This is a genomic window from Vibrio sp. 704, assembly GCF_033339295.1.
Map to the genome: position 1 here is coordinate 303,530 of NZ_JAWOUH010000003.1, position 22,570 is coordinate 326,099.

General features: G+C 44.5%; 17 protein-coding genes. 6 read left to right on the top strand and 11 right to left on the bottom strand.

Features of this window, described 5'->3' with window-relative positions; translation table 11 throughout:
* Window positions 1-92: 92 nt before the first annotated feature.
* The 3 genes from cydC to trxB all read right to left on the bottom strand — a co-directional run bounded on the left by cydC (window position 93) and on the right by trxB (window position 4,657).
* A complete protein-coding gene (cydC, locus tag R7R24_RS07400; protein ID WP_054577924.1) occupies window positions 93-1,814 on the bottom strand; it encodes a heme ABC transporter ATP-binding protein/permease CydC in 1,722 nt (573 codons plus the stop codon).
* Complete coding sequence (gene cydD / locus R7R24_RS07405) at window positions 1,807-3,594, bottom strand: heme ABC transporter permease/ATP-binding protein CydD (protein ID WP_054577923.1); 1,788 nt, start codon at window positions 3,592-3,594, stop codon at window positions 1,807-1,809. The genes cydC and cydD overlap by 8 nt, the downstream gene beginning before the upstream one ends.
* A gap of 103 nt (window positions 3,595-3,697) precedes the next feature.
* Window positions 3,698-4,657, bottom strand: a complete 960-nt coding sequence (gene trxB, locus R7R24_RS07410; protein WP_054577922.1) for a thioredoxin-disulfide reductase — start codon at window positions 4,655-4,657, stop codon at window positions 3,698-3,700.
* A 359-nt stretch (window positions 4,658-5,016) separates the two neighbouring features.
* Here trxB and R7R24_RS07415 point away from each other — a divergent pair, with 359 nt between their 5' ends.
* A complete protein-coding gene (locus R7R24_RS07415; RefSeq protein ID WP_005377989.1) occupies window positions 5,017-5,673 on the top strand; it encodes a 2OG-Fe dioxygenase family protein in 657 nt (218 codons plus the stop codon).
* A complete protein-coding gene (locus R7R24_RS07420) occupies window positions 5,657-6,892 on the top strand; it encodes a cysteine desulfurase-like protein (protein ID WP_053306956.1) in 1,236 nt (411 codons plus the stop codon). The genes R7R24_RS07415 and R7R24_RS07420 overlap by 17 nt, the downstream gene beginning before the upstream one ends.
* Before the next feature lie 90 nt (window positions 6,893-6,982).
* Here R7R24_RS07420 and R7R24_RS07425 read toward each other — a convergent pair whose 3' ends face one another.
* Entirely contained in the window at window positions 6,983-7,813 is an 831-nt protein-coding gene (locus tag R7R24_RS07425) for a DUF2797 domain-containing protein (RefSeq protein WP_053306955.1), read from the bottom strand.
* A gap of 334 nt (window positions 7,814-8,147) precedes the next feature.
* Here R7R24_RS07425 and R7R24_RS07430 point away from each other — a divergent pair, with 334 nt between their 5' ends.
* Window positions 8,148-9,485, top strand: a complete 1,338-nt coding sequence (locus tag R7R24_RS07430) for a GGDEF domain-containing protein (protein WP_053306954.1) — start codon at window positions 8,148-8,150, stop codon at window positions 9,483-9,485.
* Between the two features lie 142 nt (window positions 9,486-9,627).
* On the opposite strand, the gene R7R24_RS07435 is transcribed toward R7R24_RS07430, so the two are convergent.
* The 3 genes from R7R24_RS07435 to R7R24_RS07445 form a co-directional block, all read right to left on the bottom strand.
* Window positions 9,628-10,998, bottom strand: a complete 1,371-nt coding sequence (locus tag R7R24_RS07435) for an SLC13 family permease (RefSeq protein ID WP_005377981.1) — start codon at window positions 10,996-10,998, stop codon at window positions 9,628-9,630.
* A gap of 219 nt (window positions 10,999-11,217) precedes the next feature.
* Window positions 11,218-11,952, bottom strand: coding sequence for a vancomycin high temperature exclusion protein (locus R7R24_RS07440; RefSeq protein ID WP_005388862.1), 735 nt, complete (start codon window positions 11,950-11,952; stop codon window positions 11,218-11,220).
* A gap of 154 nt (window positions 11,953-12,106) precedes the next feature.
* Window positions 12,107-13,795 carry an NAD-dependent malic enzyme gene (locus R7R24_RS07445; protein WP_005377977.1) on the bottom strand — a complete coding sequence of 563 codons (1,689 nt, stop codon included), beginning with the start codon at window positions 13,793-13,795 and terminating at the stop codon, window positions 12,107-12,109.
* Window positions 13,796-14,013: 218 nt separating this feature from the next.
* On the opposite strand from R7R24_RS07445, the gene R7R24_RS07450 reads away from it, so the two are divergent.
* The 3 genes from R7R24_RS07450 to R7R24_RS07460 all read left to right on the top strand — a co-directional run bounded on the left by R7R24_RS07450 (window position 14,014) and on the right by R7R24_RS07460 (window position 19,037).
* A complete protein-coding gene (locus tag R7R24_RS07450; RefSeq protein WP_053306966.1) occupies window positions 14,014-16,368 on the top strand; it encodes a helicase-related protein in 2,355 nt (784 codons plus the stop codon).
* A 288-nt stretch (window positions 16,369-16,656) separates the two neighbouring features.
* Window positions 16,657-17,034, top strand: coding sequence for a hypothetical protein (locus R7R24_RS07455; protein ID WP_005377965.1), 378 nt, complete (start codon window positions 16,657-16,659; stop codon window positions 17,032-17,034).
* A 329-nt stretch (window positions 17,035-17,363) separates the two neighbouring features.
* On the top strand, window positions 17,364-19,037 hold the full coding sequence (locus R7R24_RS07460) for an alkaline phosphatase D family protein (protein ID WP_054577921.1): 1,674 nt from the start codon (window positions 17,364-17,366) through the stop codon (window positions 19,035-19,037).
* A gap of 78 nt (window positions 19,038-19,115) precedes the next feature.
* Here R7R24_RS07460 and R7R24_RS07465 read toward each other — a convergent pair whose 3' ends face one another.
* The 4 genes from R7R24_RS07465 to R7R24_RS07480 form a co-directional block, all read right to left on the bottom strand.
* A complete protein-coding gene (locus tag R7R24_RS07465; RefSeq protein ID WP_033905133.1) occupies window positions 19,116-20,219 on the bottom strand; it encodes a phosphoribosylaminoimidazolesuccinocarboxamide synthase in 1,104 nt (367 codons plus the stop codon).
* Between the two features lie 203 nt (window positions 20,220-20,422).
* A complete protein-coding gene (locus R7R24_RS07470; protein WP_005377962.1) occupies window positions 20,423-20,815 on the bottom strand; it encodes a SulA-like leucine-rich domain-containing protein in 393 nt (130 codons plus the stop codon).
* Window positions 20,816-21,226: 411 nt separating this feature from the next.
* Window positions 21,227-21,409, bottom strand: coding sequence for a hypothetical protein (locus R7R24_RS07475; protein ID WP_005377960.1), 183 nt, complete (start codon window positions 21,407-21,409; stop codon window positions 21,227-21,229).
* Between the two features lie 177 nt (window positions 21,410-21,586).
* Window positions 21,587-22,561 carry a molecular chaperone DnaJ gene (locus tag R7R24_RS07480; RefSeq protein WP_054577920.1) on the bottom strand — a complete coding sequence of 325 codons (975 nt, stop codon included), beginning with the start codon at window positions 22,559-22,561 and terminating at the stop codon, window positions 21,587-21,589.
* Between the last annotated feature and the right edge of the window lie 9 nt (window positions 22,562-22,570).

Sequence of the window (22,570 nt, forward strand, 5' to 3'; positions counted from 1 at the left end):
CACTGTATACGTGCTTAATTAGGTAACTAATAATACAGGAATAACAAAAGGGCTCATCGTTTGATGAGCCCTTCTCGTCACTGAAAATCGAATTATAGAGATTGTAATAGCTGGTAGTAACGACCTTTTTGAGCGAGTAGCGTTGGATGGTCGCCTTGTTCGATGATCTCACCTTGTTCCATCAAACAGATGCTATCCATACTTTCTAACTCTATCAGTCGGTGTGTAATGAATACTACTGTCTTATTAGCAAAGTGTTCATTGAAAAGCGCCATCACTTTTTGTTCCGTACGCTTATCGAGGCCTTCAGTCGGCTCATCTAAGAGTAGGATTGGGGCATCACGTAGCAATGCTCGAGCAATACCGATTCGGCGTTTCTCACCACCAGATAACTGACGACCGCCGTCGCCTAACCAAGCGTCTAAACCTGGCTCTTCAAGAAGTCCGCCAAGCTCGACTTTTTGTAAAATAGTAGACAGTTGCTCATCACTTGCGTCCGGAGCGGCCATGAGTAAGTTGTCACGTAGTGTCCCGTTTAGTACATCTACGCGTTGACTGACCACAGTCATTGCTGCTCGCAGGTCCGACTCGTTCCAATCTTGCAGTTTTGTACCACCGATTCGAACTTCACCTTGGTTAACATCCCAGTAGCGGCAAAGAAGCTGAATCAGTGTTGATTTACCTGAACCTGTTTGACCTACAATTGCAGTTTTAGTGCCCAACGGTAGTGAGAGTGACAAGTCTTTCAGTACCTTTTGCTGACCGTCAGGGTAAGTAAAATCTATGTTGTCGAATTCAATGTCTAACGTTGTGTCTTTATGTTTCGACTGCTCAGGGAAGACAACGTCAGGTTCAGCCAAAATTACTTCATTTAAACGACGAGCAGAGGTCAACGTTTGACCGAGATACTGGAATGCGCCCGCGATAGGCATCAGAATCTCAAAGCTCGCCATGGTTGCAAACGCAAACAGCGCAATCCAAGGATCAGGAGCACGACCACCTACGCCGTCTGCAGCAAACCAAAGCATCACAACCAGTGTAAGGCCGTTCACCAGCATAAGCAGGCCTGAAGCCATGCCCGTTAAATTCGCGTTCACAAACTGATTAGACAACAGCTGCTTTTGCTTCTCTAGAATGAGATTGCGATAACGCTCTTCTGCTCCAAAGATACTCAGTTCGCTGTAGCCTTGAAGCCAGTCCAGTGTCGCCACTCGCAATTGCGCTTTATGATGAGTGAGATTCTCGCCATTGTTTTTACCCAGTTTATAGAACAGTACTGGCCATACAAACAACATGACGGTAAGAATCGAGCCAAGCAGTAGGGCGAGATGCCAATCAAAGAACGCCAGGACAGCCGTTAAACTCAATATGCCAAAAACACCAATCACGACAGGGCTGATAAGTCGAAGGTAAACGTGATCCATCGCATCTACGTCCGCTACTAGGCGGTTGAGCAGATCGGCATCACGCATCGTAGAAACACGACCCGGAATCAGTGGTGCAAGTTTCTTAAAGAAGAAGATACGTAGATCGGTAAGTAGCTTGAACGTTGCATTGTGGCTAACTACACGTTCTCCCCATCGACCTGCGGTTCGAGCCATTGCAGCGCCGCGTACCCCGGCACCTGGTAACATGTAGTTGAAGGTCTCACGAGCAACCGTCAAGCCTGCCACCGCTGCGGCTGAAATAAACCAACCTGATAGCGTTAATAAGCCAATAGACGCCGCTAAGGTCAGAAATGCCAGTAGCATACCTAGCGAAAGACCAAACCAGTGTTTCTTATAGAGTTTTAGATAAGGGAGTAAATCACGCATCTAAGTTCCCCTTGTCTGTTTCACGTTGTGCGAGGTTCGCTTCCAACATGTCTTTAAATAAGCCATATTCTGTCGACAGTGTGGCGTAATCACCACGTTGAACAATCTGGCCGTCCTGCATAACAAGAATTTGCGATACGTTTTGTAAAGGCGCAAGTTGGTGAGTAATCATCAAATTCGTTGTGGCATGCGCATACTTGTTAATGCCTTCCATAACGAGTTTTTCACTGCGAGCATCTAAGCTTGCGGTTGGTTCATCTAATAACCAAAAACGACCATTTTGTAGCATGGCGCGAGCCAGTGCTAAACGCTGCGCTTGGCCGACAGATAAACCACCAGAACGATCAGATATCGGATAATCCAACCCATGCATTTCAACAAATTCAGCAGCGTGAGAGTCATTCAACACACAATGTACGTCTGCATCCTGAATATTGTGCTTACCTAGTGTGATGTTATCTCGAATGCTACCGTGTAATAGCATCGGGTTTTGACCAATCCAGCTTACTGCCTCTCGCCATGTGGCTAGATCCAGTTGCGACAATTCACAACCATTAATCTTCAAGCTACCTTGATAAGGCATGAAACCGAGGATGGTGTTTACCAAGCTTGTTTTACCTGCGCCACTTGGTCCAACTAAAGCCGTACTTTTGTTGGCTTCAAGAGAGAAGGATAGGGGACCTGCGAGCTGCTTACCTTCCGGACTAAAAATGGTTAACTGGTCCGCTTCAATATGGATAGGGCTGTTTTTATCTAACGCTTGGGTACCATCTTTGATTTGATCGACTTCCAAATCCAGAAATTCGACAATGCTTTCTGTTGCGCCAACCGCTTGCTGTTTCGCATGATAGAACGTGCCCAAATCACGTAATGGCTGATAAAACTCTGGCGCAAGAATCAGAATGAACAAACCAGCAAAGAGCGTAACACCCGTGCCGTAGTAGCCGAAGTCCAGCTCCCCGATATAACTAAAGCCAAAGTAGACAGCGGTAATTGCGATAGAAATAGAAGTGAAAAACTCTAACACCGCAGAAGACAGAAACGCGATTTTCAGAACGTCCATGGTACGAGTACGAAAGACTTCTGAAGCACCCTTAAGAGTTTCAGTTTCAGATTTTGTTCTATCGAATAAGCGAATGGTCGTCATTGCTTGCAAGCGGTCATAAAAGTGACCCGACAAACGCTGCATCGCTTTAAAGTTTTTACGGTTTGCTTCTGCGGCTTTCATCCCAACCAGTGCCATGAAAATAGGCACTAGTGGTGCAGTGACCAGGAAGATCAAGCCTGCTGCCCAGTTTACTGGGAATACGACAACCAAAATGATGAAAGGCACTAGTACCGATAATGACATTTGAGGCAAGTAGCGTGAGAAGAAATCTTGCATATCTTCTACCTGCTCTAAGATGAGCGTTGCCCAACTGCCAGCAGGTTTGCCTTTGATGTAAGCTGGCCCAAGTTTATGAACTTTATCTAAAATGAGTTGGCGAATATAAACTCGAATTTGCTCCCCGCAACGGTAACCGGCAAGCTCTCGACCCCAGGTACAAGCAGCTCGACCGATAACCGTGCCACCGAGCCCAACAAAATGCCAAATGAGGTCGGCTTTGTCGACTTGGTCAATGATTAACTGGTGCAGAATGGAGGCGAGCAGGGCTGCTTGAGCCAATAAAAACACGCTTGAAAGTACGCCTAGGCCTATCGCAATCATAAGCCAGCGCTTGGCTAACTTACTTTGTTGCTTCAGCCACTTATTCAAGCTGCTTTGCTTTTTCTTATCCATCGTGAAGGCTTAATGATAATTGTTTTAATGAGGCGGTAGTATACAAAAGAAAACCCAGCGGGAATACCGCTGGGCTTTAAGGATATGACACAAATGTGAAAAGTTATTTGTCACCAAGTGAGTCTAAGAAACGTTCAGCATCTAATGCAGCCATACAACCTGTACCTGCAGAGGTGATCGCTTGACGGTAGTTGTGGTCCATTACGTCGCCAGCTGCAAATACACCTTCGATACTAGTTTGTGTTGCGTTGCCTTCAAGACCTGATTGAACGATGATGTAGCCATCTTTCATGTCTACTTGGCCTTCAAAGATTTGTGTGTTTGGCTGGTGGCCAATTGCGATGAATGCACCCATTACATCGATATCTTCTGTCGCACCGCTGTTCACGTCTTTAATGCGGACGCCCGTTACGCCCATATCGTCACCCAGTACTTCATCGAGAGTGCGATCGGTATGAAGAACGATATTACCGCTTTCAACTTTATCCATCAGACGTTTCACAAGGATCTTCTCTGCGCGGAATGAATCGCGGCGGTGGATCAGGTGAACTTCTGACGCAATGTTAGATAGGTATAGCGCTTCTTCAACAGCCGTGTTACCACCGCCCACAACTGCAACTTTCTGATTACGGTAGAAGAAACCGTCACAGGTTGCACAAGCAGAAACGCCGCGACCTTTAAATGCTTCTTCAGACTCAAGGCCAAGGTATTTTGCTGATGCGCCGGTAGATATGATTAAGGCATCACAAGTGTACTCACCTGAGTCGCCTTTTAAACGAAATGGGCGTTGTGATAGATCTACTTCATTGATGTGATCAAATACGATTTCAGTTTCAAAACGCTCGGCGTGTTCTTTCATGCGATCCATCAATGCTGGTCCTGTCAGTCCCTCAGCATCGCCTGGCCAGTTTTCAACTTCAGTTGTGGTGGTTAGCTGACCACCTTGTTGCATTCCCGTCACAAGCACAGGGTTTAAGTTTGCACGCGCTGCGTAGACGGCAGCTGTGTATCCTGCAGGACCAGAACCAAGAATTAATAATTTACAGTGTTTTACGTCGCTCATTATGGCTCCAAAAAGGGCGTAACATTTCCCTCGATTGTATGGAAATTCTTAGTGCTTTAAAAGCATAAACAACGATTGTGATCGAATAATTGGTTATAGATTAGAACCCACTAAATATTGATAGAGAACGTTGACTTCTAGCATAAAATTCTATTCGTAGTAGAGAAGTCTAGTTTCAAATATTGTCAAAGCGTAAAACTGAAACATGGTTCTGTTTTTGTGGTTTGATTTGGTTTGTTATGTCGTTTTCGTCGTTTTGTTGAAGCTATCAACGTTAAAAGCTGGTAATTGCAGAATATTTGCGTAACCTAGTGTGTAAATTAAATGTTAATTAATGTGCCTCATTAAAGGAGCAAATGATGTTACATTCACGTGAGAATACTCTACATTTAACACAGCTCAGCATGGCAGCAATTGAGCAGCTTTCCCCATCGTTTGAAGAACTGCCTCGTACCGAACATGCAGATGGTCAGTATCGACTACGACGTTATTCTGTGGTTGGTTTTGATAACGGCAAAGTCATCGACTTAAATAAAAATAGCTTTGTTCAATCCTCTGATATCAACCGATTTCAAGGTGATGTTGTAAGACAATTCGAGCCAATTGAGAAGGATATTCTTACCAGCGATGGATTTCGAGAAATGTGTGAATTGTTTGTCAATGCGAATCATCTGCCAAACGGTCAAGAAATAGAAATTCACCAAATCCGTATCAGGGCACTGGAAGAAGAAACCCAAGTAGCACCTGAAGGTGTGCACCAAGACGGTTTTGATCACATTGCAATGGTTGGTGTGGGACGCCATAACATCATCGGTGGCGACATCATGCTGTACAGCAGCCATAACCAAGCCCCATTTTTCCGTAAAGTGCTAGAAACCGGAGAGGTCGCAATCTTGGCTGATAGCAAGCTGTGGCATAACGCGTGCCCAATCCGCTCTGTTATTGATGACGAAGCGGGCCATATGGATGTATTTGTACTCACGGCTACGGATAAGCGTAATGAACTTCAATCTTAATCAGATCAGAGAGCAATTTCCGGCGTTGGCTCAATACCACAACGACAAGCCCGTGACGTTTTTTGATGGTCCAGGTGGCTCACAAGTGCCTCAATCAGTACTAGACAGCATGGTTGGGTATTTAGGTCGTTTCAACGCTAACTTAGGCGGGCATTATTTTTCTAGCCAAGTGACCGTTGACGTAATGCAAAATGCGCGTGAGTCGGCTCAGGCTCTACTTAATGCCCCTTCATCTGGCAATATTGTCTTCGGTGCCAATATGACCTCACTAACCTTTCAGCTTAGTCGCGCGATTAGTCGAGATTGGCAAGCAGGAGATGAGATCATTGTCTCCGCTTTGGATCACTATTCAAATGTATCCAGCTGGCAGCAAGCGGCAGAAGATAAAGGCGTTACGGTTCATCAAGTTCGTATCAACGAAGAAGATTGTACGCTTGATATGGAGCATTTAAGCCGCCTTCTTTCTGATAAAACGCGCATTGTCGCTGTGACTTATGCATCGAACACGACGGGTTCTATTGTGGATGTACAGCAAGTAGTCAGCATGGCGCACAATGTTGGGGCACAAGTTTATGTGGATGCCGTCCATTATGCGCCTCATCATTTGGTTGATGTTCAAGCGTTAGGTTGTGACTTTTTAGCTTGCTCAGCTTACAAGTTTTTCGGACCGCACGTTGGTATTGCTTACATAGCCGATCAGTGGCTCCACAGTATTCGCCCTTACAAAGTCGAGCCTGCCACTAATATAGGCCCTGGTCGATTTGAAACAGGAACGCAAAGTTTTGAAGGTCTTGCTGGTGTCGTTTCTGCGGTTGAGTATCTGGCTCAATTTGGTGAAGTCGGTTTACCTCTTCGCCAACGATTGGAGCAAAGCTACCAACTGTATGAACAACATGAGCAGCGCTTGAGTGAGCGCTTCTTACAGCGTTTGAATGCATTAGATGGTGTCAATCTATTCGGTATCGCAAAGGAAGATAGCCAACTCCGCACGCCAACTTTTGCGCTAACGTTTGACCGATATTCTCCAGAATTCATCGCGAAAACACTGGGTGAACATAACATTTGTGTATGGAATGGTCACTTTTATGCGTTGGGCTTAGTTCGTCAACTTGGTTTAGAAGAATCGGGTGGTGTAGTGCGAATTGGTTGTATGCATTACAACACAATAGAAGAAGTCGATATGTTATTCGATGTGCTAGAAAGCATCCTTGACGCATAACTAACGATTTCTTCCTAATAGAAAAACAAAAGCTCGAGTCAAACTCGAGCTTTTTTCGTTTTTATTTGAATCAACGCGTTTTACAAGCGATTACGCACTAACTTCAACTTCAACTTCATAGGAAGTGAATTTTCTTACATTAATAACGCCGGTATCAAAGATGAGGTATTGACCTTTAATGCCTTGCAAAGTGCCAGTAACAACCGGGTTTTTATCGAAGTTATGCGAAGTGATCTTCGTTGGGTGCTGTTGTACCGGGTAGCTAAGGTCGGTAATGCTTTCGTTTAATACTTCAATGGCATCTTCGCCGAATTGCTGTTTTATCTCGGCAATTTTCTCTTCGACTAAAGGCAATAGCTCAGCAAAACGGTCCTGCAATGCCATAGGTTCACCGTCACCTTTAAGCAGTGTGCGCCAATTGGTCTTGTCTGCGATATGTTTCGCCAGTTCAACTTCAATTAAACCGGAGATATGGCGAGTTTTTACTTTAAAAATTGGCAAGCCCTGAGTCGCGCCTTGGTCAATCCAACGAGTCGGGATTTGAGTATGACGAGTAATACCAACTTTTAAGCTGGATGTGTTGGACAGGTAGACAAAGTGATCCACCATGCAATTCTCTTCACCCCATTGTGGTTCGCGACAAGTCCCTTGATCGTAGTGGCAGGTCTCTGGCTTCATGATACACATGTCGCAGCTTGCTAGCTTTTTCATGCATACAAAACAGTGGCCTTGCGAATAACTCTTTTTCGTTTTCTTTCCACATGAGCAACAAAAAATATTGCCAGTGTGAGTCAGTGTGAGCGTTTTACCCAGAAACGGAGTTAAGTCGATCTCTTCCTCACCGACAGGAAGACGGTAGTTGACGGCACCGTCCAGAGAAGCACGCATTTTGTTTAGCGTGCCAGTTGCAATTAATGACATGACATTACTCATTATTGTGTTTTTGCACAGTATATACTGAAGTGGAGAAGAGATGCAGGGTTGACAGGAGCTTTAAAGTAAATGTCTTGCACTAAATTATTATGCATCGTGTTTTATTTGCTAAAAATTATGGCTGTGAAATGCTTCGCAAATAGAAGTTGGGCTGCACTTTTTAGAAATTTTGAAACGTGATAACGGTTCAAAATCCGTTACTATGTGTCGAAACTAAGAATTGAATGAAAAAGCGATTTTATTTCTTGATAAATCACCTTGATTTCATTTTTTGAAATTATTGAACCCCACGTATTGTATAATCTCAGCAGGTCACTTGCCCATGAAGTGGATCCATAACTTTATCTTTGCTCTTTCTATTTGCACTATCAGTTTGGTTGCCCTTTATAGTGTGCTTGGCGATACGCGAAAGCTGACCATTACACCTGAGCATTTCAATATCTATGCAACTAAAGATGCCAGTGAAGGAGGTGTGAGTGAGGCTGATATCACATACGATCGGCAAAGCCTAGTTCTTAGCTGTGAACTAAAGCAGAGCTCGTATGCTTGGCCTTATTGCGGAATCTCGGTTTATACCGATTCAGCAACGCCAACACAGGGTATTGACCTTTCCAACTACCATACGATTCGATTGAAGGTGCGATATGAAGAGGCAGGAATAGGGGCTAACCCTAGCCACGACCTACGTTTGTATCTTCGCAATTATAATTCTGAGTATTCCAAACCGGACGACGAGTACACCATTAAATATAATGGCATGCAGTTTTCTCCGTCGGGTTCGATCGATATTGTCGAAATTCCGATTAAAAATCTTCAGGTGATGACCTGGTGGTTAGCAGATAACGGAGTCGCGATTGAACACTCTGCACCTGAATTTTCAAACATCACACGTATTGATATTGCAACTGGGTCTGGTGCGGCACTTGGTAAACATAGAATTGTGATTGATAAAATTGAGTTTGAAGGCGCTTACCTTGCGCAAGAAACATTGTTGTATGCATTATTATTCTCTTGGATGGCGCTTGGACTGGCGTTTTCACTGCATGAGTTACGAAAAAATAGAGTGGCTTATGAAAAAGCACAAAAGCGTCACCGTCATTTGGAGAAGGTTAATGATACTTTGCGAGCTCAAAACTATGAGTTTGCAGAGTTAGCGCATCGAGATGCTTTGACGGGCGCGATGAACCGATATGCTGTGCAACACTGGCTGGAACAACAATCTCGTCAGGTTCGCTGGGGGCATAACACCTTCAGTATTCTCTATTTGGACTTGGATAAGTTTAAAAAGGTGAACGACAAATTTGGGCACCAAATGGGGGATGACATATTGCGCGAATTTGTCATGGTGGTAGCGACTTCTATTTACTCAGACGATCGACTCGTTCGTTGGGGCGGCGAAGAGTTTGTCGTATTTTGCCCTGATACCAATATTGAACAAGCGTTAGAGAAGGCAGAAATGATTCGCAAAAATGTGGAGGATCATTTGTGGGTGCACGGTGAATCATTAACTTGCAGTATTGGCGTTGCCCAAATGCAGAATGAACGCGTCTCAGAAACCATGGCGAGAGCTGACGAAGTGTTGTATCAGGCGAAGCGCAATGGTCGCAACCGAGTGGAAGCTCATTATGGTTTACTTGCTTGCGAAAAGAAGCAAGCCTGATAGCCGTTCACTTAAAGGAAAGAAAAAAGGTGGCCAACTGGCCACCAAGAGGGAAACTGCTGAACACCACTTAGGGGGGAAGTTTGGGTTATCGATACGATTACCGTGAGCAGCAGTGTAGTGCTAATCGAACTTGCTATTTTTACCAGAACAACCAAGCGAAAAGCGTTAGTGCAGCAATACAGGCAATGTTTAATACGAAACCAATTCGCATCATTTCTTTTTGCTTGATATGACCCGTACCGAACACAATCGCGTTTGGAGGTGTTGCAACTGGTAACATAAATGCACAAGATGCAGCGACGGCAATCAGTGCAGAAAGAATAACCGGAGACATACCCAAGGCTTCTGCAATGGTCGCAAATACAGGGACAAGTAGCGCAGCACTGGCGGTGTTACTCGCAAACTCAGTCAAGAAGACAACAAAAGCAACCACTGCAAGAATCGTTAAGAGAATACCAGCTTGCTCAAGAAAGCCTGACAAACTATGAGCCAAAAATACGCTTGTTCCGGTTGCTTTTAGGACGTTACTCAAACAGATACCACCACCAAATAGGATTAACACACCCCAGTCGGTTGTTTTCTCGATATCTTTCCACTCGACGGCGCGAGAAGCACCAAGTAGAAGGATGGCGCCAATAGCTACAAGAGTATCGAACTTCGCGAAGCCACCCAGCATAGCGTTAATAGGCTTACTGAATATCCACAACGTCACGGTCAGTAAGAAAATCGCTAACGTAATCATTTTGCCGTTTGTCCATTCGACTGGTTGATGGTCAAGGTCAAACTTGTGGCTAAGGTCAGGCTTAGTCATCGTGTACAATACGAGGATAGCGATTGGCATTAATACTAGGGAAATAGGTACACCAAACTTCATCCATTCAGTGAAGCTTAGGCCAACTTCAGCGGCTGCAATTGCGTTTGGTGGGCTACCAACCAGTGTTGCAATACCACCAATTGAAGCACTGTAAGCTATACCGAGTAGAACAAACAAAAAGGTGTTGTGGTTTTTCTTGGCGTCTAGCTTTGTCATCACACCCAGCACAAGCGGTAACATCATCGCGGCGGTGGCGGTGTTTGAAATCCACATTGACAGGCCAGCACTCACACCAAATAGCATGAATACAGCGACAGACATTTTTCCTCTTGCCAGCAATAGTACTTTATCTGCAATAGCTTGATCTAACTTTTGTTTATGTAGAGCCGCAGCTAGTGCAAAACCACCCAAAAATAGAAAAATGATGGAGTTGGAAAAGTTATTCAGTGCGGTTTGAGTGTTGAACACACCCAAAAATACCGCAAGTAGTGGTATGAGCAGCGCGGTAATGCTGACGTGAATCGCTTCGGTTAGCCACAGAATAGCAACAAAAACTAAGATGCTCAGGCCGGTTACTACTTGTGGTTCAAAGGGTAAGGTATTAAACAAGATAATGAACAATAGGATATTCGCGTTCAAAATCATGCTGTTGCGAGTGAAGAACCAATTCTTCAATGTCACAGCGAGTGCGGTCATGGGTAGTGCTCCTTTTGCATTGCCTTTTGTCGGTTTTTTTATGGCAAAGTAACTGACTTGTAGTTATTTATTGATGAAATGTTACTTTGAATGCGAAAAAGAGTTTTGCCTGAATCGTAGAGCAAATTAGAAAGTGTGATGTTGAGAATTGGAAATGGGTAGAAAACTACCCATTTGTTTTATAGAAATGTTACTAGGCTTGTGAGCCACGTTATTCCTCTATTCGACGGGGACTTGAAGAGGCTCGTTAGCTGCTTTATTTGGCTCTTTTACTGCGACGATAGGTTCTTGAGGGCCAAGAAACTTAGGCTGCGTATTGATAATGTACAGGTCTAAAAACGCTTTCACACGGGCTAGCAGTTCTCGAACACGCATCGATGTTTTTTGCTTGTTGGCCGTCGGCCCTGCTACCGCGAGACATTGCGCATCAATGCTGTAAGCATCAGCGATGAACAGTGCGCGTTCACAGTGAAAGCGCTGAGTCACAATCAGAAATCGCTCCGAAGCAAAAATTTTTTTCGCTCGTACAATCGAATCTAAGGTACGAAAGCCAGCATAATCAAGGTGAATCACTTCTTCAGGCACGCCTGCTTTAAGTAAGTCGCGTTTCATTGTCCACGGTTCGTTGTATGAACGGTGGGCGTTATCACCACTCAATAAAAACTGTTTTACTTTGCCTTGGTTGTAAAGCTCAATCGCCGCATTAATGCGATGAGTGTAGTAAGTGTTGAGGATCTTTCCGATGTACTTACTGGTACCAAGAACTACGGCAACCTCATGTTGAGGGATTTGCTCGTATTCAGTGAAAATGCTCTCTTTGGCTTGTAAAACCACCCATCGGTCGATGGCAATAACAGAAACAAGCAGACTAAGTGCAGAGATCGACAAAATCAAAGCAAATCGCTTCCAGGAAAATTTCAGCTTCCACTTTGATCTTATGCGAGAAAACAACAAAACGTTTTATATCCTTAACTAAAAATGTAGTTCTCATCATATCTGATAGAAACAAAAAGAGAGAAGCCCATTTATGCCAAAATCTGGTTAGGATGATAAAAAAATAAAAGCCCCTACATGGTAGGGGCTAATTATTAAACGAATTGTCTCAAGCTTAGAACGCAGTGCGTTTGTAGCGGCGGTAAACAGGTTGCCAGAACGACTGTTCAATTGCCACGTTCAATGCTTCATCAGTAATTTCTAATGCGACACCTTGTTCAATTGCCTTTTTACCAACGGCAAATGCGATTTTTTTCGATACTAAGTGGATTTCTTCCAGTGGTGGAAGTAGTGCACCACGACCGTTGATTGCTAGAGGAGAACATGTTGCTAGCGCGCGACTTGATTCCATTAGCATCTCGTCAGTGACACGTTTTGCATTGACAGCAAGTACACCAAGGCCAATGCCTGGGAAGATGTAGCTGTTGTTACATTGTGCAATAGGGTAAGTGCGACCTTCATGAACCACTGGCTCAAATGGGCTACCTGTTGCAACCAGTGCTTCACCATTTGTCCAACGAATGATGTCGTTCGGTGTCGCTTCCACGCGGCTTGTTGGGTTCGACAGTGGGAAGACAATCGGACGCTTACAGTGTTTATGCATTTCTTCGATGACTTCTTGGCTAAATAGACCAGGAGCACCAGAAACACCAATTAGTACCGTTGGCTTGGCGTTACGCATAACATCGAGTAGTGAGAAGCCATTTCCTTCATTTTCCCACTCTTTCGTATTGGTATGCTTTTGCACCAAGCGTTGTTGGAAATCAAGAAGGTTAGGCATGCCTTCTTGTAACAGACCCCAACGGTCAACCATGTAAACTTGTGAGCGAGCTTGCTCGTCAGAAATTCCTTCCGATACCATTTGTGCGATGATCGCTTCTGCGATACCACAACCAGCAGACCCTGCCCCTAGGAAGGTAATACGTTGTTTAGAAAGCTGAGTTCCTGCTGCTTTACAAGCTGCAAGTAGAGAACCAACAGTAACAGCTGCAGTACCCTGAATATCATCATTGAAGCAACACACGCGGTCTTTGTAACGCTCTAGAAGAGGCATCGCATTTTTCTGAGCAAAGTCTTCGAACTGGATCAAAGCATCAGGCCAACGGCGCTGTACCGCTTGGATAAACTCTTCTACAAATGCATCGTATTCTGCACCCGTAATACGAGGATGACGCCAACCCATGTACATCGGATCAGCTAAGCGTTGCGGGTTATTGGTACCCACATCAAGCACGATTGGTAGCGTGTAAGCAGGGCTGATACCACCACACGCGGTATATAGTGATAGTTTACCGATAGGAATACCCATACCGCCGATACCTTGGTCACCCAAGCCAAGGATACGTTCGCCATCTGTCACAACAATCACTTTAACGTTGTGGTTTGCTGCGTTGTTCAGCAAGTCGTCAATACGGTCACGGTTCGGGTATGAAATGAACAGACCACGACCACGACGGTAAATGTTAGAGAAGTTTTCACATGCTGCGCCAACAGTCGGCGTGTAGATGATAGGCATCATCTCAGAAATGTGATTTTGCACTAGGCGGTAATACAATGTTTCGTTGGTGTCTTGGATGTTACGCAGATAAATGTGCTTATCCATATCGCTTTCGAAACTTTTGTATTGCTGGTAGGCACGTTCCACCTGCTCTTGGATAGTTTCGGTCGACTCTGGAAGCAGACCTTCTAAGTTGAATGAACTACGTTCTTCAGCAGAGAATGCACTGCCTTTGTTCAAAAGAGGGGTTGCTAAAAGAGCCGGACCCGCATATGGAATATATAGTGGGCGTTTATCGTTGTTCATTGGGTGCCTTATGTAGGGTTGAAGGATGCGCACCAAATTTTAACGGGTTCACTATTTAGTTGTAAACATGCGTTGATGCACATCAATGTAATGTCGCAAAAAAATTCAGATACCGACGAAAATATCGGCAATATTGGTTGTTTAGAGATACCTAAAGCAGGATTTTTTTACTTGGGTATAATGTTTTGCATCATCAAATCAAATCAAATCCAATTTCTATGTTTCAACTACCTATCGACAGCCTGCAAGCCGAGTTTGACCATCATGTAAGCCTTAACCATCTGGTGGTGGAAGCCGAAACCGGGTCGGGTAAATCTACCCGCTTGCCCATGTGGGCGGCAAAACACGGACGCGTTCTGGTTATTGAACCACGTCGAATTGCTTGTACCTCGCTGGCTGAATTTCTTGCGGAGCAATCAGGAGAGCCAATAGGTCGCAAAGTCGGTTACGCGATCAAGCTTCATGCCTACTTTGATGAAAAAACCGAAGTTGTATTTGTCACTCCGGGGGTTGCACTGCGTTGGTTTTCGGAAAACAAGCTAGCAGACTTTGATGTCGTGATAGTGGACGAATTTCACGAGCGACGCTGGGATATTGATCTATTAACCGCCATTTTGAAGCAAGGAAATCAACATCGATTGATCGTCACTTCCGCTACCTTAGAAGGCGAAAAGCTTGCTCGTTACCTGAATGCTAAGCGTCTGCGTTCGGAGGGACGTTGTTTTCCAGTCACGGTGACACATCGTTCCACAGACAGCCGCTATTTACCGAACAAAAAGGGATGTGAACAGGAGGTTGTCGGAGCGGTAAAAGAAGCACTGGAAGATGAAGGTGGCGATATTCTTGTTTTTCTCCCAGGACGCAAAGAGATCACCCAATGTGCTCAGATGCTACAAAGTTGCGGCGATGTCATGGTGGTTAAACTTCATGCCTCGGTCAGTGATGAAGAACGACATCGTGCGCTGACGGTACAAAAGCAACGGAAAGTCGTATTGGCAACCAACGTCGCGGAAACCTCTCTGACCATTCCTAATATCCGTGTGGTAATCGATAGTGGTTTAGAGCGCAGAACTGTACAACGAAATGGACGTACAGCACTGACATTAACCAACATTTCTAAGGCCAGTGCCGCGCAGCGAATGGGGCGAGCAGGTCGCGTTACCGAAGGGGCTTGTATTCGTCTATATGGTGAGCACGCGCCTTTAGAGTTGGTGACACCTCCAGAATTACACAGAGAAGAGCTCGTCGAGCCCATGCTGGCAGCGGCTTGTTGTGGGTACCGTCTCTCAACACTCGATTTTCTCGACTCAATTCCCCCAAAGTCGCTAGAGGCATCTCATTCGACGTTGTTATCCATGGAAGCGATTGATGAGGATGGCAATGTCACGCAGCACGGGAGAAAAGTATATCCACTACCTATTGATGCACTGTTTGCCGATCTCGTTACCAGAATTCAAGCGAAGCCAGAGAAGGAAGCAATGATTGATTTGGCTGCCGCCTTATCTGTGCCTGCGCAGCTCTATCAGCGACAAAGTGGTGAAGTTGCTGAGCTTCTATCTCAAGAGGAGCCATACGGATGTGATGCCTCTTTGCTGATCCGTTTGGTTCGAGGGGAGCGACTTCCGGGCATTGTCATTGATGCCAGCGCACTCGAAGAGGCACAAGGTTTAGCGAAACAAATGCGAGAAGTATTTGAATTACCGGAACTTGACGTTGCCTCTCGATATAAACGTGAAGCGCTCTTTTTCTCCATCGCCTCATTGCACCCTGAGCTTGTGTTTGTCCGACGAGCTCGTCGAAGGGATGCTCTAGGAAATGGCGTAGTCGAGATGCTGGTTGGGCGTAACAGCCGCTTTCCTGACAAAGAAGAAGCGGCAATCGTGCTAGATAGCCATAGCGTGCCAGGACGAGGCGTTAAGCAAACACTAAACCTCGCATCGGTTATGATGCCTATCCCGCTGACGTTGTTACGCGAACTTGAATTTGGGGAGTGGCGACAAGGTGAGACGAATTATGAAGAAGAGACGCCAAGAGCAACAATGCATTTGGTCTACGCCGGGCGAACAGTCTGTTCTGAACACCAAGCGTTACAAGGTGATGTTGCTGTTCAGTCTATTGTCGAAATGATAGAAGACGAGACACTGTTACCAGGTTTTGCTTCTCAAAGAAAACAACAAATCCAACACTGGAAACTCTACAACGCATTGGGCCTTAATGTCGAAGGAGAAGAGGTTAACGACTTGGCCTCCTTGACATTTTCTAGCTGGTTAAAGGATCAGTTGGAAACATTAGGCGTTGAAAATGTCGATGATATGGCGTTATTTGAACCGGAAGACTTAACATTTAACGGTGTTCCAGAATGGGAATACGACGATTTCACGGAGCAGTACCCTTTAGAACTTTCGCTGCCAGAACTCCAACTGGATGTTGAGTATTACGCGTCTCGCAAGCTGGTACAGGTCGTTTATCGAGAGGGAAACCGTAAGGGAGACCCGAAGCGTTGGGAGCTGCCACGCTGGGCTGGTTGGAAGATACAGTATAAAAAGGCCAGTCGAGTGATTGATGTGAAGTAGGTCGGCGGATGACGTTGTGACAAGAATTGATATTTTCTTGGTGAATCTATAATTATTTCATATTGATAGCGTTACTTGTGTGTTGTTTTTAGTTTCTTAATTGAAATATTAATCAATTGAATGCTTATATATGGCGAAGCTGTACATCAGTTGTTACAAAGCTGGTTTTAATATTTCCTTTTGTATGTAAATTAGGGCATAAAAGACGAATGTTTTATATCCCATTGCTATATCAAAACAGTTGAACGATATTTGGTATATCTCATTTTCGAGTGTCGGGGGCATAGAATGGATCAACAAGGAAAGACGTGCATTGAATTCGACTACACTAGCTTTTTAGGAGCGACAGGTAGTAAGAAATGGACCTTTTTAGAGGCATTTGCCACCATCGCGCCTATTTTCGGTTTGATGTGGAAACAGAACATTGCGGAATTGAGCAAGCCTGAAGATCGGTTGTGGGATGCCGCATTAAAATCGATGTCTTCTCGTAAAAGTGATGAATCCAATTTGGTCCGCTTAACCCAGCTAGCTAAACATGAAGGGATCAATGAATTGCGAGTCGTTATGCCATATTCGCTCGATGTTCAGCAAATCGAGTACATAGAATCTCGCAGTCAGTTGAAGGTGGATACGTCAGAACAAGATGTCCTTAACATCAAGTTTTAGGCTGAACATTTCCACTTCATCGATGTACCACTTAACAATAGTGCAATGAAAAGCGACCTCAAAGTAGGTCGCTTTTTATTTTGAGGTTTTTGTCGCAGGTCTTAGGAAATGTGATGAATATAGAGTATTTGCACTTAAATTAACAAAAATGTAACGTTTGGAAATGCAATTGTCATAACTAGCTTCTAACTTTGTGTTTTTAGGACAAATTACCGACTAAGTGGTTGGTACTGTAAGTTCGAATTAACGTCCCTTATTGGCATACAAGGATGATCGAGTCACCACGTCATTTGGGCATAAAAACAAACACAATAAGAAAGGAAGTCAATATGTCTTTGTCTCGTCGAGACTTTATGAAAGCTGCCTCTTCAACGGCGATTGTTACCGGGCTGGTGGGCTGTGGTAGCGATGCTAGTGAATCTGCTGCGGTTACCTTTGAGCACGGAGTGGCGAGTGGAGATCCTACTCAAACACAAGTAATCATTTGGACTCGAGTTACGACCTCAGCAAGCTACGCAGATGTAAGCTGGCAAGTTTCTTCTAATGAAAATTTTACTGATATCGTGCAAAGTGGCACTTTCGCTACAGATACGAGCCGAGATTTTACGGTAAAAGTTGATGTTCAAAACCTCAACGCAAATTCTCACTATTACTATCGATTCATGGTTGGAGATGTCACTAGCGAAGTCGGGCAAACTCAAACATTACCAGAGGGTGGTGTAGAAAAGGCATCCATGGCCGTTGTTTCTTGTGCAAACTATCCTGCTGGTTATTTCCATGTGTATCGAGAGATCTTAAATCAACATGAGCAAGAACCGTTTGATGTGGTACTTCATCTCGGTGATTACATTTATGAGTATGGGGCTGGTGGCTACGCTAGTGAAGATGCTGAGGCACTAGGGCGAGAGCCAAGCAAAGGCACTGAATGCATTACCTTAGATGATTACCGAAAACGGTATGCGCAATATCGCCAAGATGCTGATCTGCAAGCGTTACATGCGAGCCTACCAATGATTGCAGTCTGGGATGACCATGAGCTTGCAAATGATAGTTGGAAAAATGGTGCGGAAAACCATCAAGAAGAGGAAGGCAGCTTTAATGATCGTCGTGCAGCTGCGGCTGCCGCGTGGACAGAATGGTTGCCCGTTCGTGAAAACACTTTCTCAAACATGCTGATTTACCGTCAGTTTTCGTTTGGAAGTTTAGTCAATTTGATGATGCTCGACACGCGACTTGTGGGGCGTGATAAACCGTTGGATTATTTCTCGCTCAGCTCACCAACGATGGAAGCGATTGGCGGTTTAGTTGCTCAGTCGCGCAGTCAAGACCGAGAGCTGTTAGGCGGTGACCAACTCGCTTGGCTGATGGATGCGTTCAGTACGCACGACGCAACTTGGAATGTGCTAGGGCAACAAGTGTTAATGTCTCGTATGGAGTTGCCAAGTTCGGTTATGACCGCGATGTTTCAATTGTTTACTGCCACTGAAGAACAAAAAACAGAGGCGTTATTAGCAGTAAACTCTGCGATTACGGGTTATCTCTCTGACCCAAGTTTAGATACCATTGCTTTGCCATATAACCTAGATGCATGGGATGGTTACTACGTTGAGCGAGAGAACGTTTATCAACTGGCCAAAGCCAGCAGTGGTAACTTTGTCTGTTTGGCAGGAGATACGCACAACGCATGGGCAAGTGAGCTTAAAGACGTATCTAAGCATCCTATCGGGGTAGAGTTTGCGACTAGCTCTGTGAGTTCCCCTGGGTTAGAGGCCTACCTCGCGTTAGACCCTGTTGCGATCGCTCAAATGGAATACACGCTGCCGCACTTAGTGTCAGAATTACAGTGGGCAGACATCAAACAGCGTGGCTTTATGCGCGTTACTTTTACGCCCGACAAGGCAGAGTCGACCTGGTATTTCGTATCAACGATTAAAGACAAAACATATCAGGTGACGACCAAGTCAGCCTCTACAACAGATGGCACTACGTTAAATATCGGCTAAACTGAGCCTAATACGAAAAAAGTCCGCAAGCTAGTGCGGACTTTTTATTGGAAAGCATTTAGCAATCTAGCGACAGTGCTAGTCAATCAATCCGTATTCTTTGCTCAGAACTTCGATGATTTCCGCTTTCGGATTCTCACTCAAATGAATCGGCTTGCCTGTAATCTTCTCGGCAATACCAATGTAGGTGCTCGAAATCGCCATCAAAGATTCGACGGGCAAAGCATTATCACGAGCGAGAGCTTCGCGCTCAGGCATACGTTCTTTGTTTAGCAAGATATCTGGGTCAGGGAAGTGGTTAAGTAGGAACTGGCGGAAACCTTCTTTTGAGTTCTCTACGATGTGACCTGCTTGGTACTCTTTAGCATCCCATATACGAGACGAGTCTGGTGTACCCACTTCATCCATGTAAATCAGCTTTTCATTGCCAGCAGCATCATGAACATAACCAAATTCGAATTTGGTATCGACAAAGATTTGGTCGATTTCTTCTAACGCTTGGCTGATAACGTTAAAGCCTTCTTTCAGCAATTTTTCGTAGAGTGCGATATCGTCAGCGCTTGAGAAGTTAAATGCTTCGTAGTTGTCTACGATGTTTTGACGAGTAATATTCACGTCATCCGCTTCTGGCACACCGGGAATGCCTTTTAGAATGCCTTTTGTGGATGGGGTCATTAGCAACTCTGGCAGTGCTTTGTCTTTTTCTAACCCTTCAGGAAGTTGGATTCCACAAAACTCGCGCTCGCCATTTGCGTAAGCGCGCCACATCGAACCCGTGATGTATTTGCGGCAGATGGCTTCGATTTTTACCGGTTTGGCTTTTTGTACAATCCAAACAAAAGGGTGAGGAATGTCTAGAATATGGCTATCTGCTAAGCCATTTTCTTTGAACAGTTTGAACCAGTGATTAGAAATCGCATTAAGCGCAGCCCCTTTACCCGGGACACCATTAAGACCACCTTCAGCATGCCAAATACAATCGAATGCAGAGATTCGGTCGCTAATCACCATGATAGCCAAAGGCGCATCTGGAGCGACATTGTATCCTTTTTCTTTGATCAGTCGGGCGCTGTCTTCTTCAGTTAACCAGTAAACTGAACGAACTTTTCCACTATGAACGGGTTTATGGGTGCGAATTGGCAGGTCGTCATTGACGGCAAGTACTTGATTAGCAAGGCTCATTGCGACATTCCTATCATCTTAATCAAACGTCAGAAAGAGAAGATATTCAGCAAAATGTGGGCGCTGAATAAATCGAATGTGGGCATCATACCAGAACTATTTTAACTCGCCAGAGAAAAAGCAAACGTTTGCCTGTTTTCTTTAATACAAAAAAAGCCCCCTTAAAAAGGAGGCGAGATGCAGGATGGATAACGTCGAACTTATTAGTGGTACTTATTAACTCTGCCTTCGACGAAAAAGACTTCACACTGATAGCGCTGCGCCATGTCGCGCAACATAGATTGATTCATAAGTGCAATTTTATTGGATGCGACAACAGCACTGGCATTGCCTGATCGGATGGCTTTTATCACGATCTCGACTTCTGAAAGCTGTTGAGAGGGCTTCATTTGAATAACGTTTTTACAGCAAATATTAGAAGCAGTGAGTTGTTCAAAGTCTGGACGAGGGCAGTCTGCTGTAAACAAAATCCATTGTTTCTGCTGCGATAAAACAGCCAGCTTAGATAGAAGCTGATCCGAAACGGCCATGGGCTTAGTTGCTTGTGCCAATACGTTGTAACGAGAGTATGTATGAGATTGACTTTGTAACTGCATCTTACTGTTCCTTTATACATGCTGTATGTGTATACAGTAGTTTGTTTTGGTGACCTGATCAACCAGTTTCTCAAAAGTTATTTGCGGTTTTTTGAGAAGGAAATAAAAGGATTTGATTCTAAGTAATTGAATTTATGTGGTTGTTTTTCATTTTTGATATGTCTAACATCAATTTAAAAATGTGAGGTGAGTAGAAAACTGGACGAGAGACATACAGGGGTTTACTACTGTATATACAGGTGTTTTTCACGGACAATGGTTTGTATACAGTGGGAGAGGGCTGATAACCGATGCGACGTGCTATGTAAGATAGGAGGGAATACGAGATAGAGATTGGAAATAGGGCTTGGCCGATCAAAAAAGCGCCTTAAAAGGCGCCTTTGAAAATCAGTTCCGTTGATTCCGTCTTGCTTAGCTCGCTCGTTGCAAGCGTTCGCGCATTTGTAATTCGCCTTGGTTAAATAGGCGCACGTCGATTTTCGCCATATCGTAGCAAGCTTTACATGAGTAGTGGTGCTTGCCATCTAAATAATCGTGACGAGTTACAAGGCTAGGTTTTTTACACCAATCACAGGTGCCTTCTTCAGTGAACATTGATTTTCTCCCCACCTAGATTAATTTGAGTCGTTAGGTGCTATTTTGCGCCGGGCATTATGGCATAAAAGCGCGACTTAAGTTAAATGTCTGTTAATTTGTTTGAGAGGGAGATCGATTGCGGCGCTTGATTATATAGGTCTAAAAGCATGCTAGCCAAAGTATCCTGACCTATTTTTACTGTTTTGTAACATTTTGTGAGACGAGCTTAAAGGCATGATTGAGTCGCTTCATTTCTTCTTCACTGCCTCTTGTGTCAGGATGATAAAGCTTTGATAGCTGTCTATAGCGTAGCTTGATTGCTTGTAAATCAGGGATGTGTTGTGGTGTGTAGCCAAACATAGCACACGCGACGCTTAGCTTATGGTTCTCTGCCTGGGTTTTGGATTTCTTAAATTCTTTGAATACTTTCTCTAGCTGGCGTTTCAGTTGCTTGTTCGTAAACTCTAGCTCTTTTATTTTTTTCGCCATTCGTTGATTTTGGCTTTCCTCTTTGGCTTCAAGCGCTTTTCTATTCTGCTTAAGTTTCTTGATTACGAGAAAACTTAAGCCGCTGATGATGAGTATCGCCGCTAGCCAGATCAGCCATAAAAACTGCGAGTGTTCTACTTTGGGGTTTGCAACTGTGCTTTTCTCTTCCTGTGCTTGCTCAGCCTTTTTATCGAGCGACTTTATTTGCGAGACTTGTTTAGCTCGCAGTTGGTTGAAGCGCTGCTCTAACAGTTGATTATAAGCTTGTTCTGCTGCTGGATTATGCTGAGAAGCCATTTGATACAAGGCTTCAGTCAATTGAGCAGTTGTGACCTTATCTGGATTGCGCTGAATAAAATCGGCGAGAAGAAAGCCACGATCGGTTGGGTCATTGAGTGCGATAGAGGTTAGCCAATATAACGCTTGTGTTTCATTTTTTTCGCCATTTATCCCTTTAGCAAAGTCGTTCGCGAGCTGTTTTTGCGCAGGGAGGTAACCTTGGTTGGCGGATTGCTCTAGCCAGTAGCGCGTTTCTGGTGAGGCTTCAGCTTTGTTTGATGCCAATAATTGTTGTGCGTACTCGTATTGTTCGATGGGGTCATTTGGAGCTTGAGAGGCAAGTGAGTAGCCAGAAAAGCTGAGGCTAAATAAGCAGAGTAGGGCAGACGTTTTGACAGACATTAATATGTC

Bases quoted from the DNA above. Each gene is read 5' to 3' on its own strand.
- cydC (WP_054577924.1), bottom strand. From the start codon at position 1,814: ATGCGTGATTTACTCCCTTATCTAAAACTCTATAAGAAACACTGGTTT.
- cydD (WP_054577923.1), bottom strand. From the start codon at position 3,594: ATGGATAAGAAAAAGCAAAGCAGCTTGAATAAGTGGCTGAAGCAACAA.
- trxB (WP_054577922.1), bottom strand. From the start codon at position 4,657: ATGAGCGACGTAAAACACTGTAAATTATTAATTCTTGGTTCTGGTCCT.
- R7R24_RS07415 (WP_005377989.1), top strand. From the start codon at position 5,017: ATGTTACATTCACGTGAGAATACTCTACATTTAACACAGCTCAGCATG.
- R7R24_RS07420 (WP_053306956.1), top strand. From the start codon at position 5,657: ATGAACTTCAATCTTAATCAGATCAGAGAGCAATTTCCGGCGTTGGCT.
- R7R24_RS07425 (WP_053306955.1), bottom strand. From the start codon at position 7,813: ATGTCATTAATTGCAACTGGCACGCTAAACAAAATGCGTGCTTCTCTG.
- R7R24_RS07430 (WP_053306954.1), top strand. From the start codon at position 8,148: ATGAAGTGGATCCATAACTTTATCTTTGCTCTTTCTATTTGCACTATC.
- R7R24_RS07435 (WP_005377981.1), bottom strand. From the start codon at position 10,998: ATGACCGCACTCGCTGTGACATTGAAGAATTGGTTCTTCACTCGCAAC.
- R7R24_RS07445 (WP_005377977.1), bottom strand. From the start codon at position 13,795: ATGAACAACGATAAACGCCCACTATATATTCCATATGCGGGTCCGGCT.
- R7R24_RS07450 (WP_053306966.1), top strand. From the start codon at position 14,014: ATGTTTCAACTACCTATCGACAGCCTGCAAGCCGAGTTTGACCATCAT.
- R7R24_RS07455 (WP_005377965.1), top strand. From the start codon at position 16,657: ATGGATCAACAAGGAAAGACGTGCATTGAATTCGACTACACTAGCTTT.
- R7R24_RS07460 (WP_054577921.1), top strand. From the start codon at position 17,364: ATGTCTTTGTCTCGTCGAGACTTTATGAAAGCTGCCTCTTCAACGGCG.
- R7R24_RS07465 (WP_033905133.1), bottom strand. From the start codon at position 20,219: ATGAGCCTTGCTAATCAAGTACTTGCCGTCAATGACGACCTGCCAATT.
- R7R24_RS07470 (WP_005377962.1), bottom strand. From the start codon at position 20,815: ATGCAGTTACAAAGTCAATCTCATACATACTCTCGTTACAACGTATTG.
- R7R24_RS07475 (WP_005377960.1), bottom strand. From the start codon at position 21,409: ATGTTCACTGAAGAAGGCACCTGTGATTGGTGTAAAAAACCTAGCCTT.
- R7R24_RS07480 (WP_054577920.1), bottom strand. From the start codon at position 22,561: ATGTCTGTCAAAACGTCTGCCCTACTCTGCTTATTTAGCCTCAGCTTT.